The sequence below is a fragment of the Actinomyces naeslundii genome (genome assembly GCF_001956585.1).
GTDB classification, from domain to species: Bacteria; Actinomycetota; Actinomycetes; order Actinomycetales; family Actinomycetaceae; genus Actinomyces; species Actinomyces naeslundii.
Genome location: NZ_MSRR01000024.1, coordinates 20,371 through 35,330 on the forward strand (window position 1 = coordinate 20,371; position 14,960 = coordinate 35,330).

Genomic DNA, 14,960 nt, shown 5'->3' on the forward strand with positions numbered 1-14,960 from the left:
CCACGACGTGGCTTGCTGTGAATGGCGGGAAGCATACCCGCTGTCCGCCCCTAGCCAACTCCTCAAGGTGATCAGGAGCACCGGACGATGGTCTCGAACAGGTAACCGCCTCCACTGATCATGCTCAGGATAGGCCCAAGGTCCCGCAGTGCGGCTGGAGCGGGCTCCCTCAGTCAGAGGCTGAGGCGACCCGGCGAGCGGCGAGAGCGCGTCGCAGGTCGTCAAGGCCTTTGAGGACCAGCCGCCGTAGAGCCGGCGGCGCCTCGGGGTGCCCCTCGAGCCAGTCCTCCACTGCCTGAGCATCAGCCTCGTCCCCGCAGACCGGGAACAGTCCCGTCACTAGCCGGGTGGCGATCTCCTGGCCGCGCCCGGACCACATCCCTTGAAGCTCGTGGATGTAGCGCGCGGTGAACGGCGCGGTGAGCTCACGGTGAGCGTCGACGGCGAAGCCCGCGATGAGGGCGTCGATGTGGTCGTTGCTCAGGGAGCTCTCGTTCAGGAGCCTTTCGAAGATCTCCGTCTTGAGCTCCTCGCGGGGAGCCGAGCTGGACGCTCTCAGATAGTGGGTGATGCCTTTGGCCGTCGGGTCCGCCTTTCGCTGTGCAGCGAGCTCGCCAGGACCGACGGCGTCCAGTCGTGCCAAGGCCGTCAGTGCCCGCCATCGCAGGTCGGCGTCCGGCTCAAGACCGGGCAGGCCGCCGTTGAGAAGCAGGCGGATGCGGTCAGTCACCTGGACGCGCGACTGCTGGCTGAGCCGCCCCGCCTGTCCGGCAGCCTCCAACCAGGCGCGTGCGCGCACGAGCTGGGAGTCCGAGCCCGGCGCAGCGGCACACAGCCTGCCCCAGCCACCGCGCCCGGGGAGGAGCGCAGAGTCTTCCGGGTCCCTCGTCGGGTCGTCTGCAAGGAGCCTGTCCAGTAGCGCCCGACGTGTCCTGGGGCCGCTGTACCGGCTGGCTGCTCGCAGTGCCTGGCTCAGTAGCGTGGCCAGGGTGCCCGGCTCGGTGTCGTCGTCGGCGTGCGCCAGGACGGCCTCCACGAACAGCGGTGAGCCGATGAAGGCGTCCCGCAGAAGGTTGTGCAGCATCGACCATGCCAGGGCCCGGGCCATGGGGTCGCGGACGGACCCGAGCGAGGTTGCCAGACAGGACAGGGAGTCATCGTCCGGCCGCACGACGGCGTAGGTGAGGTCCTCGTCATTGACCAGGACGACGTCGGGTGCGGGCATCCCCACCGCCTCCGGGACCTCGACCTGCTCGGCCTCCATGGTCACTGGCAGACGGTGGGTGCGCACCAGCGCGCCGTCCTCGTCCAAGGAGTACAGGCCGACGACGAGCGTGTGCGGACGCAGCACCGACTCCCCGGTGGTCGGGTCGGTGCCCTCCTGGCGAAGAGTCAGCGAGACGATCCGTCCACCGTCCACAACCACCTCGTTGGTGAGGATGGAGGGACCCGCGGTGTGCAGCCAGGCCCGGGCCCAGTCCTGCATGTCCCGGCCTGATACCTGCGAGAGCACGTCAAGGAAGTCGTCCAAAGCAGCGTTGCCGTAGGCGCTGCGCTCGAAGAGACGCCCGGCTGCCTCCAGGAAGGCGTCCTGGCCCACGTAGGCGACCAGCTGCTTGAGGACGGAGGCGCCCTTGGCGTAGGTGATGCCGTCGAAGGCCTGACGAGCGGCCTCGACGTCGTCGACCTGCGCGACGATGGGGTGGGTGGTGGCCGGCCGGGAGTCCTCCAGGTACGCCCAGGCCTTACGGGTGGAGGCGAAGCTCACCCATGCCTCGGTGAAGCCGGCGGCCTCGCTCGCGGCCCAGGTCCCCTGGTGGTCGGCGAAGGACTCCTTGAGCCAGGTGTCCTCCCACCAGGCGGGGGTGACGAGGTCACCGAACCACATGTGGCACATCTCGTGGAGGATCGTGTTGGCGCGCCCAGACCTCTGGGCTCGGGTGACCGGCCCGCGGAAGAGGTAGAGGTCCTCGTTGAAGGTGACGCAGCCGGGGTTCTCCATGGCACCGAGGTTGTACTCGGGGACCAGCACGCTGTCGTAGGAGTCCCAGGGGAAGCCGTAGCTGTAGAACTGGTCGTAGAGGTCCAGGCCTGCGCGGGTGAGGTCGAGGAGCTCGGAGGCGTCCAGATGGTCGGCCAGGCTGGCGCGGCAGGACCAGGACAGGGGAATCGTCAGGCCCTGGCGGCTCGGGGAGCTCCACTGGCCGGTCACCCGGTGCCAGGGGCCGGCCGCCAGCGCGGTGAGGTAGCTGGGCAGAGGCTTGGATGAGGCGAAGGACGTCACCTCGACGTCGCCACCGACCTCACCGCTGTCGGTGTCGGCCGAGTCAGCCGGCACATGGGCGCCCGAGCCGCCCGCCACCGGGCGCGTGTTGGACATGACCGTCCAGCCGCGCGGATGCGTGACCTCCAGGGAGAACCGGGTCTTGAGGTCCGGCTGCTCCATGACCGGCCAGGCCCGGCGCGCGTCTGAGGGCTCGAAGTGGGTGTAGAGATAGGTGGCGCCGTCAACCGGGTCATGGAAGCGGTGCAGTCCCTGACCCGAGTTGGAGTACAGGCCGCGCGCCCCGATCTCCACCGTGTGCTCGCCCGGATCCAGCACGGGCAGGATGATACGGGCGCCGTCCCAGCTCACTGCGACCGGTTGCCCGTCGATGCTGAGCGAGTCGACTCCCTGACCTACGAAGTCCACCCACAGTCCTTCGGCCGGCCACCTGATGCGCAGACGCATCCAGCAGTGGACCGTGAAGGCGACCTCACTGGGGTCGATGGCAGTGGAGACGTCGATTGCCACGTGGCTGGAGGCCACCTGGCACACCGAGGCCCGCCAAGCCGCTTCCTCGTGACGCAGGTTCGTGAGGCTGTCCGAGCGAGCCGGAGCGGTCGTCGTCATGTGCGGGAGTCTCGCGGAAGGTGGGGAGGATGGAGGCTGAGGCGGGGCTCAGCTCCACTTCTCCTCGGTGCGCTCGGACGTGGCCCACAGCGTGTGGTAGACCCCCTCGACGTCGTCCGTGCGGTGGTAGGTGTGCGAGCCGAAGAAGTCGCGCTGTCCCTGAATAAGGGCGGCCGGCAGTCGCGGTGAGCGCAGCTGGTCGACGTAGGCCAGGGAGGAGGCGAAGGCCGGGGCCGGGACACCGGCGGTTGCGGACGTGGCCACGACCTGGCGCCAGGCGGGCAGCACCGTGGCCAGGGAGGAGGCGAAGACCGGCGCCGTCAGCAGGCTGGCGAGGCTGGGGTTCTCGTCGTAGGCGCGGGTGATGTCGTCCAGGAAGCGGGCCCGGATGATGCAGCCTCCCCGCCAGATACGCGCCATGGCCCCCAGGTCGATATTCCAGTCGAGTTGGGCCGAGGCGGTGGCGATCTCATCGAAGCCCTGGGCGTAGGCGGCGATCTTGGAGCCGTAGAGAGCCTGCCTGACGGCGTCCACGAAGGCGCGCCGCTCCTCGGGGTTGGCCAGGGTCGGAGTCGAGGTTCCCGGGGCGATATCTGCTGCCTGGACGGCGGCTCGCGCCGCGCCGGCGGAGGAGACGGCGCGGGCGAAGGTGGCCTCGGCGATGGCGGGCACGGCGACCCCCAGCTCAAGAGCCGTCTGGGTGGTCCACACCCCGGTGCCCTTCTGGCCGGCGGCATCCACGACGACGTCGACGAACGGTTCCCCAGTGGTGGCATCGGTGTGGGAGAGGACCTCGGTGGTGATGTCGATGAGGTATGAGTCGAGCTCGGAGTCCTTCCAGGAGCGGAAGACCTCAGCAATCTCGGGGACGGTGAAGCCACCGACGTGGCGCAGCAGGTCGTAGGCCTCGGCGATGAGCTGCATATCGGCGTACTCGATACCGTTATGGACCATCTTGACGAAGTGGCCGGCGCCGTCAGGGCCCACGTGGGTGCAGCAGGGCACGCCGTCGACGTGCGCCGAGATGGACTCCAGCATCGGCCCCAGGCGCTTGTAGGACTCAGCGGTACCGCCGGGCATGATCGAAGGGCCGTTGAGTGCGCCCTCCTCCCCGCCGGAGACGCCCATGCCCACGAAGTGCAGGCCGCGCTCGCGCAGGGAGACCTCACGACGCCGGGTGTCGGTGTACAGAGTGTTGCCGGCGTCGACGATGATGTCACCGGGCTCCATGAGCGCGGCGAGCTCCTCAATGACCTCCTCGGTAGCTGCTCCGGCCTGGACCATGATGATGGCCACGCGGGGGGTGCGCAGAGAGGCCACGAAATCCTTCAGGTCGGCCGCGGGCACGAAGTCGCCCTCGGAGCCGTGCCGTTCGATGAGCCTCTCGGTGCGGGCCAGCGTGCGGTTGAAGACGGCGACCGCGTGACCGTGGCGAGCCAGGTTGCGTGCCAGGTTCGCTCCCATCACCCCCAGCCCGAAGACACCGAGGTCGGCTGTGGCTGGTGCCGGGGTGAAGCTGCTCATGGAGGTCCTTTCCTGCGTGACAGGCCTGTGACAGCCCTGCGGTTCCAAGACGTGGTACCGGACGATGCTCGTTGCGATCCGCGAGGCGAGGACGACGCGTCGGCAATCCTGGTCCAGACGCCGACGGACACCCACCGGTACCGGTCAACGCCGTTGACCCTACCGCCTCCGGCCCTCGCGCACGAGGATCGTCCGTGGTTCAGTCATGCCCCGGAAGGAGTGTGACGGCTCACGGTGAGCCCGCCCTTGCCAGGTGAGACCCCCACGGGCGCGTTACAGTGGCATTCGGCTCGCACGGCCCTTCGATCTCCTGCTGCAGCCCTGACCGAAGCTTCCGGACCACAGTGCCTAGGCAGTCTGCCGACAGCTCGCCGCCGGTCTGTTGCCGTTGCCTGCCCCATGCTTCGTCGATTCTCAGAAAGGCTGACGTGTCCAGCTCCGACTCTGCGACTCCGCTACCGCTGTCGCGGCCCGCGCGAGCAGCCAACCCGCTTCTCGACGCCCGCGACCTTCGCTTACCGCGTATCGCCGACCCCTGTGTGCTGGTGATGTTCGGCATCACCGGTGATCTCGCGCGCCACAAGCTCCTGCCCGCCATCTACGACCTGGCGAACCGCGGCCTGCTCTCCCCCAGCTTCTCGCTGGTGGGCGTCGGCCGGCGTTCCTGGTCCGACGACGACCTGCGCGAGTACGTGGAGAAGGCCGTTCGTGCAGGGGCTCGCACCCCGTGGCGCCCCGCGATCTGGGAGCAGCTGGCCGCCGGAATGCGCTTCGTGGAGTTCAGCTCCTTCGAGGACGACGACGCCTACGTCCAGCTCACCCGCGTCGTGGACGACCTGGACGCCACCCGAGGCACCCGCGGGAACCGCGCCTTCTACCTGTCGATTCCCCCGGGATGGTTCCCGGCCGTGACTGAGCGTATCGCCCGCTCCGGACTGGTGGAGGAGTCGGCCGACGCCTGGCGTCGCGTGGTCATTGAGAAGCCCTTCGGGCACAACCGCGCCAGCGCCCGTGAGCTCGACGCCCTCGTGGGACGGATCGTGCGTCCCGACGACGTCTTCCGGGTGGACCACTACCTGGGCAAGGAAACGGTGCAGAACATCCTGGCGCTGCGCTTCGCCAACACGATGTTCGAGCCTCTGTGGAACCAGCGCTACGTCGACCACGTCCAGATCACGATGGCCGAGGACATCGGCATCGGCACCAGGGCCGGTTACTACGACACCATCGGCTCAGCACGTGACGTCATCCAGAACCACCTGCTCCAGCTCCTGGCACTGACGGCCATGGAGGAGCCCACCAACATGGACGCGGCCGCCGTGCGTCTGGAGAAGGAGAAGGTTCTCAACTGCGTGCGCCTGGAGCGCGACGGAGTTCTGGACCTGGATCTCACCACGGCCCGAGGACGCTACGAGGCCGGCTTCCAGGGTGGGCTGCCCGTGAGGGGCTACCTGGAGGAGGACGGTGTCGCCGCCGACTCCCGGACCGAGACCTTCGCTGCCGTGCGCCTGGAGATCGCCAACCGCCGCTGGGCGGGGGTGCCGTTCTACCTGCGCGCCGGCAAGCGTCTCACCCGCCGGGTGACAGAGGTGGCAGTCGTCTTCAAGCAGCCCCCGTTCCTGCCCTTCGAGGCGGCAGCCACCACAGCCGTGGGGGCCAACACGATCGTGCTGCGGATCCAGCCCGATGAGGGCATCACGCTGCGACTGGCCTCCAAGGTTCCGGGCACCCAGATGGAGCTGCGCGACGTCTCCATGGAGTTCGGCTACGGAGCCACCTTCAACGAGGAGTCACCGGAGGCCTACGAGCGCCTCATCCTCGATGCGCTCCTGGGCGACGCCCCGCTCTTCCCCCACCAGCGCGAGGTCGACCTGTCCTGGCGCATCCTGGATCCTGTCATCGAGCACTGGGCCGCACAGGGAGCCCCCGATGGCTATCGCCCCGGTTCCTGGGGCCCGGCCAGTGCCCACGAACTCCTTGCCCGCGACGGCCGCACCTGGAGGCGCTCATGATCACCACGCTGACCGCAACGACCACCTCCCGGATCGTCTCCCGACTTGTGGAGCACGAGGGCACTTCTGGGTCCTCCCGAGTGCTGACGCTCGTCATCTCCACCGACGAGGCGGGACTGGAGGAGGCGCTGTGCGCTGCGCACGGAGCCAGCCGGGACCACCCGTGCCGGGTCATCGCCGTTGTCAAGCCGCCTGAGGAGGACGCCGATCGGGTGAGGCCGCGCAGCCGCGACGGGCACGTCTCCGCTCAGGCCGGCGGGCACCTGGATGCCGAGATCCGTGTGGGCCATGACGCCGGAGCCGGCGAGACACTGGTCCTGCGCCCCTGGGACGAGGCGGCTCTGCACACCGACACGCTGGTGGTGCCCTTCCTCCTGCCTGACGCCCCGGTGGTCGTGTGGTGGCCGACGACCGTTCCCGAGGTCCCCTCTCAGGATCCGTTGGGTCGCCTGGGCTCCACGCGGATCACCAACACTCCCGCACAGGACTTCCCCGCCAGGGCGCTGCGTCAGCTGGCCCCGGTGAGCGTGCGCGGCGACATCGATCTGGCCTGGACCAGGATCACCCTGTGGCGTGCCATGGTGGCCTCCACGCTGGACCCGATTCTTCGCTCGGGCAGGCTGCACGAGGTGGTCGTTGCCGGTGAGCCCAGAAACTCCTCGCTCTCCCTCATGATCGCCTGGCTGCGGCTCCGCCTGGACGTCCCTGTGAGACGTGTCGATGAGGAGGGATTCAAGGGCATCTCGTCCATCACGGCCAGGACCGACGACGGCGACGTCGTCATCGCCCGCCACGATCTGGAGCGGGTGACAATCACCCGTCCTGGCTCACCCGAGCCGCAGGTGGTGACGATGGCCCGCCGAGAGCCGGTGAGCACCCTCAACGAGGAGCTGCGTCGGCTCACCCCTGATCTCGTTTACCAGGAGGTCCTGGCCACCTTGCTCGAGGAGCCCGCTCATGACTGACAACGCTGCTGACGGCCGGACGATCACTGAGATCCAGATGGGGGCGGCTGCGGCCCCTGAACCAACCGTCGTCGTCGCAGCGACACTGGCCGACGCCGCCGGGCTGGCCTGCCAGGACACGACACAGGCCCTGGCCGAGGCGGTTGCGGACCGGGGAGTCGCACACGTGGCGCTGACGGGAGGGTCCGGCGGGGTCGCGCTGGCCGAGGCCCTAGCACCGCTCATCGCCGCCCAGCCCGAGCCCGTACGCTGCGGCATCCACCTGTGGTTCGGCGACGAGCGCTTCGTTCCCATGGGGGACCCGGAACGCAACGACATGCTGGCCACGCCACTCATTGCCGCCGGAGTACGGGAGTCCCAGGTGCACCGTCTGGCCGCTCCGCAGGATGTCAGTGGGCTCGATGAGGCGACGGCACGTATGGTCCACGAGCTGGAGTCGGCGGGACTGGCCAGTGGCGGCTTCGACGTCGTCCATGTGGGCCTGGGGCCCGATGCCCATGTCTGCTCCCTCTTTCCCGGGCACCCGGCCGCGCTCGCGGTGGGGGTACCAGCCGTGGCTGTACGCAGGTCGCCCAAGCCCCCTTCCCAGCGCTGCTCCCTGACCTTCGAGGTTCTACAGCGCGCTGGCCGGGTCATGGTGGTGGCCGGCGGCGCGGGCAAGGCCGAGGCAGTGCGCCTGGGGCTGGGTACGCCTGACGTCCTCTCAGCACCCGCCTCCTGCTGCCGGGGCCGGCAGACCACCTGGTACCTGGATGAGCCGGCTGCCGCGAGCTGCGGCGTCGAGGGCCGATAAGGATCGTGTCGGCGGGTGGTACTACCGTTGGCGCATGAGCTTCCCCGGCCGGTTCCTGACACGCCTCGGTGTCCTTGGTGCGCTCGGTGTCTGGGGCCTGATGACGGTGTCGCCGGTCCAGGCCGACGATGCCTCTTCAGGGCCCGCCCAGGACTCGGCCTCTTCTGAGCTCGCTGCCCTTCACGAGGCGCCGTGGGACCAGCGCGGCGATTTCATCCTGTCCCCTAAGGCCTCACTCGAAGCACTGTCGGAGCTGCCCGCGGACGCCCCCGCCGCGCAGTCCTGGAGCGAAGGAGGCTCCCGCACCGGCTGGTTCGGCGAGGCATGGACGGACGTCGACGGCGACGGCTGCGACACCCGCAACGAGATCCTGGCCCGGGACCTTGCCGATGCTGACTACTCGCGCGCCGACGGAGTTCAGTCCCGTGAGCAGGGGCGTGGCCAGGGCGCGGGGGTGTGTCCGGATGCCACTGTCTGGGCGGGAACGCTCCAGGACCCGTACACCGGCAGAAGGATCGCCTTCAGCCGCGGCCAGGACACCTCGGCCGCCGTTCAGATCGATCACGTGGTACCGCTGAACTACCTCTACGCCCACGGTGCCTGGCAGTGGGATGAACGCACGCGGCTGCTAGTAGCCAATGACCCGCTGAACCTCATCGCCGTCGACGGTGAGGCCAACCAGGCCAAGGGCGCCTGCGGGCCGGCGAGTTGCCCGGTCGGTTCCACGGACACCGGCAGCTGGCGGCCCACCGGCCCCGGAGGCTGGTGGCCCTCCAGCTCCTCCTATCGCTGTACCTACGCGCGTCGTTTCGTCTCAGTGGCCGGCGCGTACCGGCTTGGCCTGCCCCAGGCGGACAAGCAGGCCCTGCACTCCACCCTGACCGACTGCCTCGCTGGCGGCGACGGAGCCGAGTCCCTTCCGGAGCAGGCCACTCGCACGGCTCAGGAGATGGGCTCTGCCATATGGCGAACTCCCGGTTACTCGGCTCTGGCCGCTCTTGGCGCCCTCGTGCTGGGATGGGGACTCATCGCTCGAGGACGTGCTCGGGGACGTGGAACACGGCGTCGTCGAGCGAGATCCGCACACCGTCGTTGAGAACGGTCTGCCTAGGATGGCTCCCATGACAGCTCGTTCTCAGGCCGGGTCCTCCGGCGCCGGTGACCCGAACGGGCCGACGTCGGCACGTATCGACGTCTGGCTGTGGAGCGTGCGGCAGATCAAGTCCCGCTCGGCCGCGACGAGCGCCTGCAAGGCAGGACACGTGCGCATCAATGGCGAGACCGCCAAGCCGGCCCAGCACGTCTCGGTGGGAGACGAGGTCCGCTACCGCGTCGACGGTTTCGACCGGCTTCTTACGGTGACCCGGATTCTCACCAAGAGGGTGGGCGCGCCGATCGCCCGTACTGCGTACATCGACACCTCTCCCCCGCGTCCGTCTCCCTTGGATGCCCCGGCCGCAGTCATTCGGGATCGTGGTGCCGGCCGCCCCACGAAGAAGGAGAGACGCCAGCTCGACGCCCTCATGGGAGGAGGCCGCCATCGGGGAGACCACAACTGAACTGAGGTGAGCGGCCTCACCGTCGACGGATTTCTGAAGGAGCCGCCCCATGGGTTAGGGTTCTACTCGTTGCGAGCGGCTGATTGCCGTAAGACAACGGGCTGTGGCGCAGTTTGGTAGCGCACTTGACTGGGGGTCAAGGGGTCGTGGGTTCAAATCCCGCCAGCCCGACCAAATACAAGCATCCGCACCGAAGACGGTGCGGATTTTTATTTGCCAATACACTTTTGCAGCAAGGCTGCTTCGTTTCTCCAGCCATATCCGCATCAATATCCGTCACATCTGTAACTCCCATAACAACCATGGAGTATATTTATTCTTATTTCTCCTTTTGGAACCTTCTTCCAAGTTGGTTACGCTCGAGTAAACGTTGCAACGACGGCACTTACCCCACCCTCAACCTTACGTACCTACTTTTTGCTGACATAACCCCACGAAAGCGGAACAGCAACTCACATGTCCCCGATTCAGCCGGGCGCCAAATTCGGTCAGGAAAGTCACAACCCAATAACATGCATGGTCCGAACGACTGTGGTTGAGTGTTTGTCGACATCAAGGGTGTCTTCACAGCATCCTGCACACCGGTTCATAGCCGGTTGTTGCGAATCCGACTGTGTTCTCATGTCCCCGATCAGAGAGAACGACACATGAACATCAAGCGCGTCATCGCCGCAGCTGCGCTCACCGTCGTGCCGCTGACCGTTTCCTCAACCGCACTGGCCGCTCCGGCCGCTCCTCAGGGTGCACCCGCCGCTGCCGCGGCTGTTCCCGCTCAGGTGTCCGCGGATGGGGCCCAGTACGCCAACACCGTCCTGAACAAGGTCAACGAGCTGCGCAGCAGCCTGGGCCTTCAGCCCGTGACCCGGTACCAGGAGCTCGACACCGTCGCACAGGACTGGTCCGAGCAGCAGGCTGCCGCCAACAGCATGAGCCACCGCCCCGACTTCACGTCGGCCTACCCGGCGGGCTGGACCACCGGTTCAGAGAACGTGGCCTGGCGTACCGCGGGTGGCGACACCGGTGCGCTGATCTTCGACCAGTGGCTCAACTCCCCCGGCCACTACAAGAACATGACGGACCCGAACGTCAACTCCATCGGCATCGGATTCGCCCAGACCTCGGACGGCAGGTGGTACGCCACTCAGAACTTCGCCGCCTACAACGTCAGCAACACGACGCTGACCCAGACAACCAGCACGACCAGCAACACCACGACGACGACCACCAACACCACGACGACGACGAACGACGCCCCGCCGTCGGACACCCCCGCCCCGCAGCCGACCCCGGAGACCACGTCGTCGACGCCGACCACTGAGACGACTCCTGCGGCTCCGGTCGCTCCTCCGGCGACAGAGACCACCTCCCCCGCGGCCACCCCGACGCCGTCCGCTCCGGCCACCACGGCCACCACTAAGACCGTCACGGCCACTGCCACCCCGGCCAAGCCGTCCTCGACTCCTGCGGTCGCGGCTCCCAAGAGCACTCCGACGAAGTCCGCGCTGGCCACCACCGGTCCGAGCATCGCCATCGCCGTTGTCGCCGCCGGTCTGCTCGGTACCGGCTCCTTCCTCGTCATGCGCCGTCGCCAGGCCGGCTGACTGAGCTGAGGCTCCGACAAGACGAGCCGTTTCTCTGACGGGCGCCTGTTGTCCACGCATGTTGGTGGACAACAGGCGCCCGTCGTTGTCGTCTCCGTCATTGTCCACCTCGAGGGACGAACCCTGAGAGGATGGGCACGTGAAGCGTTTACCCCTTGAATCAGAGTATCTTGCGCCGCTACCCGCCGAGATCGACCTGCGCCTCATCGTCACAGACATGGACGGGACCCTCATTGATGGTGACGGCCGCGTTCCTGTCAGGCTGGACGAGGTCGTTGCCCGGATGCGTGAGGCCGGCATCATCTTCGCTCCCGCCTCGGGCAGACAGCTGGCCAACCTCCGTGCGGTTCTGGGACATGTCGTTGATGACTCACCGCTCATCGCGGAAAGCGGGGCCCTCGCCGTCCACGGGAATGAGGAGATCCACTCTGACACCATCAGCGCAGAGGAGGCCGGTGCCGCCATTGCCACAGCTCGGGAGCTGGCGAGTTCCGGCTACGACGTCGGGACTGTGGTGGCGTGCAAACGCTGCGCCTACATCGAGCGATCCGATCCCGCCTTCCTGGCTCAGGCCCGGCTTTACTACGCGGCGCTGGAGATCGTTGACGACCTCATGACCATCCCCCTGGATGAGGTGCTCAAGGTCGCGGTCTTCGACTTCGATGACGTCGAGAACGGCAGCTCGCAGGCGCTGGCCGCGGCGGTCCCAAGCGTCCAGACCGCCGTGTCCGGTCTGCACTGGATGGACATGACGTCCCCGCATGCCTCGAAGGGACGCGCGCTGGCGGCGCTTCAGGCCAGGTTCGGGATCCTTCCGGAGCAGACGGCTGTCTTCGGTGACTACCTCAACGATCTTGACCTCTACGAGCACGCGGACCTGGGTTTCGCTATGAGCAACGCTCACCCCGGTATCCGTGCGGCAGCCGCCTTCACGGCGCCGGCCAACACTGAGGACGGGGTGCTGCGCATGGTCGAGGAGCTGCTTCGGCGCTCACGGAGGAGAGACTGAGACGGAGAGGGACGGTGTCGGATCGATCGGGATCCGACACCGTCCCTCTGCGCAGCACGAGCGGAGTCTTTCAGAGCACTGACCTCCGCATCACTATCGCTCCAGCCAAGCCTTCATTCCGCCGCGTACGTTGACCAGCTCACCGGTGTATCCGGCCGCGGTCAAGGCCTCGATCGCCTTGACGGAGCGCACGCCTCCGGCGCAGATGACCGCAGTGGGCCTGGCGGGGTCGAGCTCGCTCATCCGGTCGACGACCTGTCCCAGTGGGATGTTGACCGATCCAGAAATGGCTGCTTGCGCCACCTCGTCCGGCTCTCGCACGTCAAGGACCACCAGGTCCTCCTCCGTCCCGAGCCGGCCACGCAGCTCATCGGCGCTGACCTCTTTCATCATGTCCTCCTCAAGGGTGGTGGGTCGCTGACATAACAGAGCATTCGGCTGGTCTCGCCGGGCTCGGTGTTCCGGAAGCCGTGGCGCTCATAGAAGCGTCGGGCATCGGTGTCGGCCTCATCAACGCCGATACGCATCTCGAGCGCGGAGCGTTGTCGCACCTGCTCCAGTGCCTGTTCGAGCAATCGGGAGCCGACGCCGCGGTTGCGCCGTTCCGGCTGCACATAGAGCTCCTCCAGCTCAGCAACCGGCCCCTCGCTGTATGGCGTGGGACGCAGGGTCAGGTACGCGAAGCCCACTGCTCGTGAGTGATCAGCACTGCTGTCCTCAACCAGGAGAACCATGACGTCCTGACGTCTCAGCATCGTCAGGAACCTGGTGGTCAGCTCCTTGGCCGAGGGCGTCGGAGTATCGAACTCGGTGTTGAAGTCGAACAGCAGGCGGGCAATGCATGACGCATCCGCCGTGTCTGCCGCGCGCACGTGGATGTGCTGAGCTCCTTCGTACGGATCGATCGCCGCTGAGTCGCCGTCGGGACACATGGGGTTAACGACGCAGACTGCGGTAGCGAGTGATGAGGCTGCGGGTGGAGGCGTCCTGACCTGCGAGAGCCTCCTCGTCCCCCTGGACGGCGGGGGCGATCTCGAGGGCCAGCTTCTTGCCGAGCTCGACCCCCCACTGGTCGAAGGAGTCGATGCCCCACACGATGCCCTGGGTGAAGGTGATGTGCTCGTAGAGGGCGATGAGCTCTCCGACGACCGCAGGCGTCAGGGCCGGGGCGAGGATCGAGGTGGTCGGCTTGTTGCCGGCGAAGACGCGGGCCGGAACGATCTCCTCAGGGGTGCCCTCGGCACGCACCTCATCGGCGGTCTTGCCGAAGGCCAGCGCTGCGGTCTGGGCCAGGTAGTTGGACAGGAACAGCTCGTGAACATCCACTCCCCCGTCCTTGGTGGGGTGAGCGGGGTTGGCCACCGCAATGAAGTCCGCGGGGATGAGCTGGGTGCCCTGGTGGATGAGCTGGTAGAAGGCGTGCTGGCCGTTGGTGCCCGGCTCGCCCCAGAAGACCTCACCGGTCTCAGTGGTCACGGGACTGCCGTCCCAGCGCACGGACTTGCCGTTAGACTCCATGGTGAGCTGCTGGAGATAGGCGGCGAAACGGTGCAGGTACTGGGCGTAGGGCAGGACGGCGTGGGAGCCGGCCTTGAAGAAGTTGACGTACCAGACGTTGAGCAGGCCCATGAGCATGGGGACGTTCTCGGCCGGAGCCCTGGTGGCGAAGTGCTCGTCAACGGTGTGGAAGCCGGAGAGGAAGTCGGCGAAGTTCTCCGGGCCGATGGCCACGGCCAGAACCGTGCCGACGGCGGAGTCCACCGAGTAGCGCCCGCCCACCCAGTTCCAGAAGCCGAAGGCGTTGGCCGGGTCGATGCCGAACTCGGCGACCTTATCCAGGGCGGTGGACACGGCCACGAAGTGCTTGGCGATGGCGCCGTCAGTCTCAATGCCCTTGGCCTGCAGAGCGGACAGGAACCAGTCACGGGCCATGCGGGCGTTGGTAAGAGTCTCCAGGGTGGTGAAGGTCTTGGAGGCGATGATGAACAGGGTCGTCTCCGGGTCGAGGTCCGCGACCTTCTCGGCGCAGTCGGTGGGGTCGATGTTGGAGATGAAACGGCACTGAAGGCCCTTCTGCACGTAGGGCTTGAGCGCCTCGTAAACCATGACGGGGCCGAGGTCAGAGCCGCCGATGCCGATGTTGACCACCGTCTTGATGGGCTTGCCGGTGATGCCGGTCCACTCCCCAGAGCGCACGCGGCGGGCGAAGGCGTAAATCTTCTCCAGGACCTCGTGGACGTCGACGACGACGTCCTGGCCGTCCACGGTCAGGGAGTCAGTGGCCGGGCGGCGCAGGGCCGTGTGGAGGACGGCGCGGTCCTCGGTGATGTTGATGTGCTCGCCGGCGTACATGGCGTCACGGCGGCCCGGGACGTCCACTTGCTCGGCGAGCTCGACCAGGGCGTCGCGGACGTCGTCGGTCAGCAGGTTCTTGGACAGATCGACGTAGAGGTCCCCCAGCTCGTAGGAGAAGCGCTCGGCGCGCTGCGGGTCGTCGGCAAACCAGGCGCGCAGGTCCGGGGTCATGGTGTCGTGGAGCTCGGTGAGGCGCTTCCAGGCGGGCGTGGTGGTGGGGTCAACCGGATTCAGCATGGCTACAGTCTA

Annotated in this window: 12 protein-coding genes and 1 tRNA gene; 8 read left to right on the forward strand and 5 right to left on the reverse strand. The window is 67.3% G+C overall.

From position 1 onward, the window contains the following. Positions 1-169 precede the first annotated feature (169 nt). Positions 170-2,893 (reverse strand): aminopeptidase N, encoded by a 2,724-nt coding sequence (pepN, locus tag BKH33_RS10680; protein ID WP_076074427.1) that lies wholly within the window; start codon positions 2,891-2,893, stop codon positions 170-172. A 48-nt stretch (positions 2,894-2,941) separates the two neighbouring features. Continuing rightward, entirely contained in the window at positions 2,942-4,417 is a 1,476-nt protein-coding gene (gndA, locus tag BKH33_RS10685; RefSeq protein WP_003784875.1) for an NADP-dependent phosphogluconate dehydrogenase, read from the reverse strand. 428 nt (positions 4,418-4,845) lie between these two features. Between gndA and zwf the strand changes: the two genes are divergently transcribed. The 8 genes from zwf (at position 4,846) to BKH33_RS10725 (ending at position 12,356) form a co-directional block, all read left to right on the forward strand. Continuing rightward, the gene (zwf, locus tag BKH33_RS10690; protein WP_076066699.1) at positions 4,846-6,429 is read left to right on the forward strand and encodes a glucose-6-phosphate dehydrogenase; all 1,584 of its coding nucleotides are present in this window, start codon (positions 4,846-4,848) and stop codon (positions 6,427-6,429) included. Continuing rightward, on the forward strand, positions 6,426-7,394 hold the full coding sequence (locus BKH33_RS10695) for a glucose-6-phosphate dehydrogenase assembly protein OpcA (RefSeq protein WP_043539766.1): 969 nt from the start codon (positions 6,426-6,428) through the stop codon (positions 7,392-7,394). The genes zwf and BKH33_RS10695 overlap by 4 nt, the downstream gene beginning before the upstream one ends. Continuing rightward, a complete protein-coding gene (pgl, locus tag BKH33_RS10700) occupies positions 7,387-8,187 on the forward strand; it encodes a 6-phosphogluconolactonase (protein WP_003784880.1) in 801 nt (266 codons plus the stop codon). Before BKH33_RS10695 ends, pgl begins: the two co-directional genes overlap by 8 nt. 34 nt (positions 8,188-8,221) lie before the next feature. Then, entirely contained in the window at positions 8,222-9,283 is a 1,062-nt protein-coding gene (locus tag BKH33_RS10705) for an HNH endonuclease family protein (protein ID WP_003784855.1), read from the forward strand. Between the two features lie 25 nt (positions 9,284-9,308). Continuing rightward, positions 9,309-9,746: an RNA-binding S4 domain-containing protein gene (locus BKH33_RS10710; protein ID WP_003784862.1), complete on the forward strand. Its 438-nt coding sequence runs from the start codon at positions 9,309-9,311 to the stop codon at positions 9,744-9,746. A gap of 97 nt (positions 9,747-9,843) precedes the next feature. Further along, positions 9,844-9,920 (forward strand) — tRNA-Pro (locus BKH33_RS10715). A gap of 473 nt (positions 9,921-10,393) precedes the next feature. Beyond that, positions 10,394-11,347 carry a CAP domain-containing protein gene (locus BKH33_RS10720; protein ID WP_003784884.1) on the forward strand — a complete coding sequence of 318 codons (954 nt, stop codon included), beginning with the start codon at positions 10,394-10,396 and terminating at the stop codon, positions 11,345-11,347. A 139-nt stretch (positions 11,348-11,486) separates the two neighbouring features. Further along, the gene (locus tag BKH33_RS10725) at positions 11,487-12,356 is read left to right on the forward strand and encodes an HAD-IIB family hydrolase (protein WP_003784877.1); all 870 of its coding nucleotides are present in this window, start codon (positions 11,487-11,489) and stop codon (positions 12,354-12,356) included. 93 nt (positions 12,357-12,449) lie between these two features. On the opposite strand, the gene BKH33_RS10730 is transcribed toward BKH33_RS10725, so the two are convergent. From BKH33_RS10730 to pgi, 3 genes are read right to left on the reverse strand one after another with little or no spacing between them, the layout of a single operon-like run. Beyond that, positions 12,450-12,746, reverse strand: coding sequence for a rhodanese-like domain-containing protein (locus tag BKH33_RS10730; RefSeq protein WP_167368389.1), 297 nt, complete (start codon positions 12,744-12,746; stop codon positions 12,450-12,452). Next, a complete protein-coding gene (locus BKH33_RS10735; RefSeq protein ID WP_003784878.1) occupies positions 12,746-13,288 on the reverse strand; it encodes a GNAT family N-acetyltransferase in 543 nt (180 codons plus the stop codon). The genes BKH33_RS10730 and BKH33_RS10735 overlap by 1 nt, the downstream gene beginning before the upstream one ends. 4 nt (positions 13,289-13,292) lie before the next feature. Further along, the gene (pgi, locus tag BKH33_RS10740; protein ID WP_003784886.1) at positions 13,293-14,948 is read right to left on the reverse strand and encodes a glucose-6-phosphate isomerase; all 1,656 of its coding nucleotides are present in this window, start codon (positions 14,946-14,948) and stop codon (positions 13,293-13,295) included. Positions 14,949-14,960: the final 12 nt, after the last annotated feature.

What these genes read in the sequence shown, in the direction of transcription:
- pepN (WP_076074427.1), bottom strand. Translation starts at nt 2,893, where the DNA reads ATGACGACGACCGCTCCGGCTCGCTCGGACAGCCTCACGAACCTGCGT.
- gndA (WP_003784875.1), bottom strand. Translation starts at nt 4,417, where the DNA reads ATGAGCAGCTTCACCCCGGCACCAGCCACAGCCGACCTCGGTGTCTTC.
- BKH33_RS10695 (WP_043539766.1), top strand. Translation starts at nt 6,426, where the DNA reads ATGATCACCACGCTGACCGCAACGACCACCTCCCGGATCGTCTCCCGA.
- pgl (WP_003784880.1), top strand. Translation starts at nt 7,387, where the DNA reads ATGACTGACAACGCTGCTGACGGCCGGACGATCACTGAGATCCAGATG.
- BKH33_RS10705 (WP_003784855.1), top strand. Translation starts at nt 8,222, where the DNA reads ATGAGCTTCCCCGGCCGGTTCCTGACACGCCTCGGTGTCCTTGGTGCG.
- BKH33_RS10710 (WP_003784862.1), top strand. Translation starts at nt 9,309, where the DNA reads ATGACAGCTCGTTCTCAGGCCGGGTCCTCCGGCGCCGGTGACCCGAAC.
- BKH33_RS10720 (WP_003784884.1), top strand. Translation starts at nt 10,394, where the DNA reads ATGAACATCAAGCGCGTCATCGCCGCAGCTGCGCTCACCGTCGTGCCG.
- BKH33_RS10730 (WP_167368389.1), bottom strand. Translation starts at nt 12,746, where the DNA reads ATGAAAGAGGTCAGCGCCGATGAGCTGCGTGGCCGGCTCGGGACGGAG.
- BKH33_RS10735 (WP_003784878.1), bottom strand. Translation starts at nt 13,288, where the DNA reads ATGTGTCCCGACGGCGACTCAGCGGCGATCGATCCGTACGAAGGAGCT.
- pgi (WP_003784886.1), bottom strand. Translation starts at nt 14,948, where the DNA reads ATGCTGAATCCGGTTGACCCCACCACCACGCCCGCCTGGAAGCGCCTC.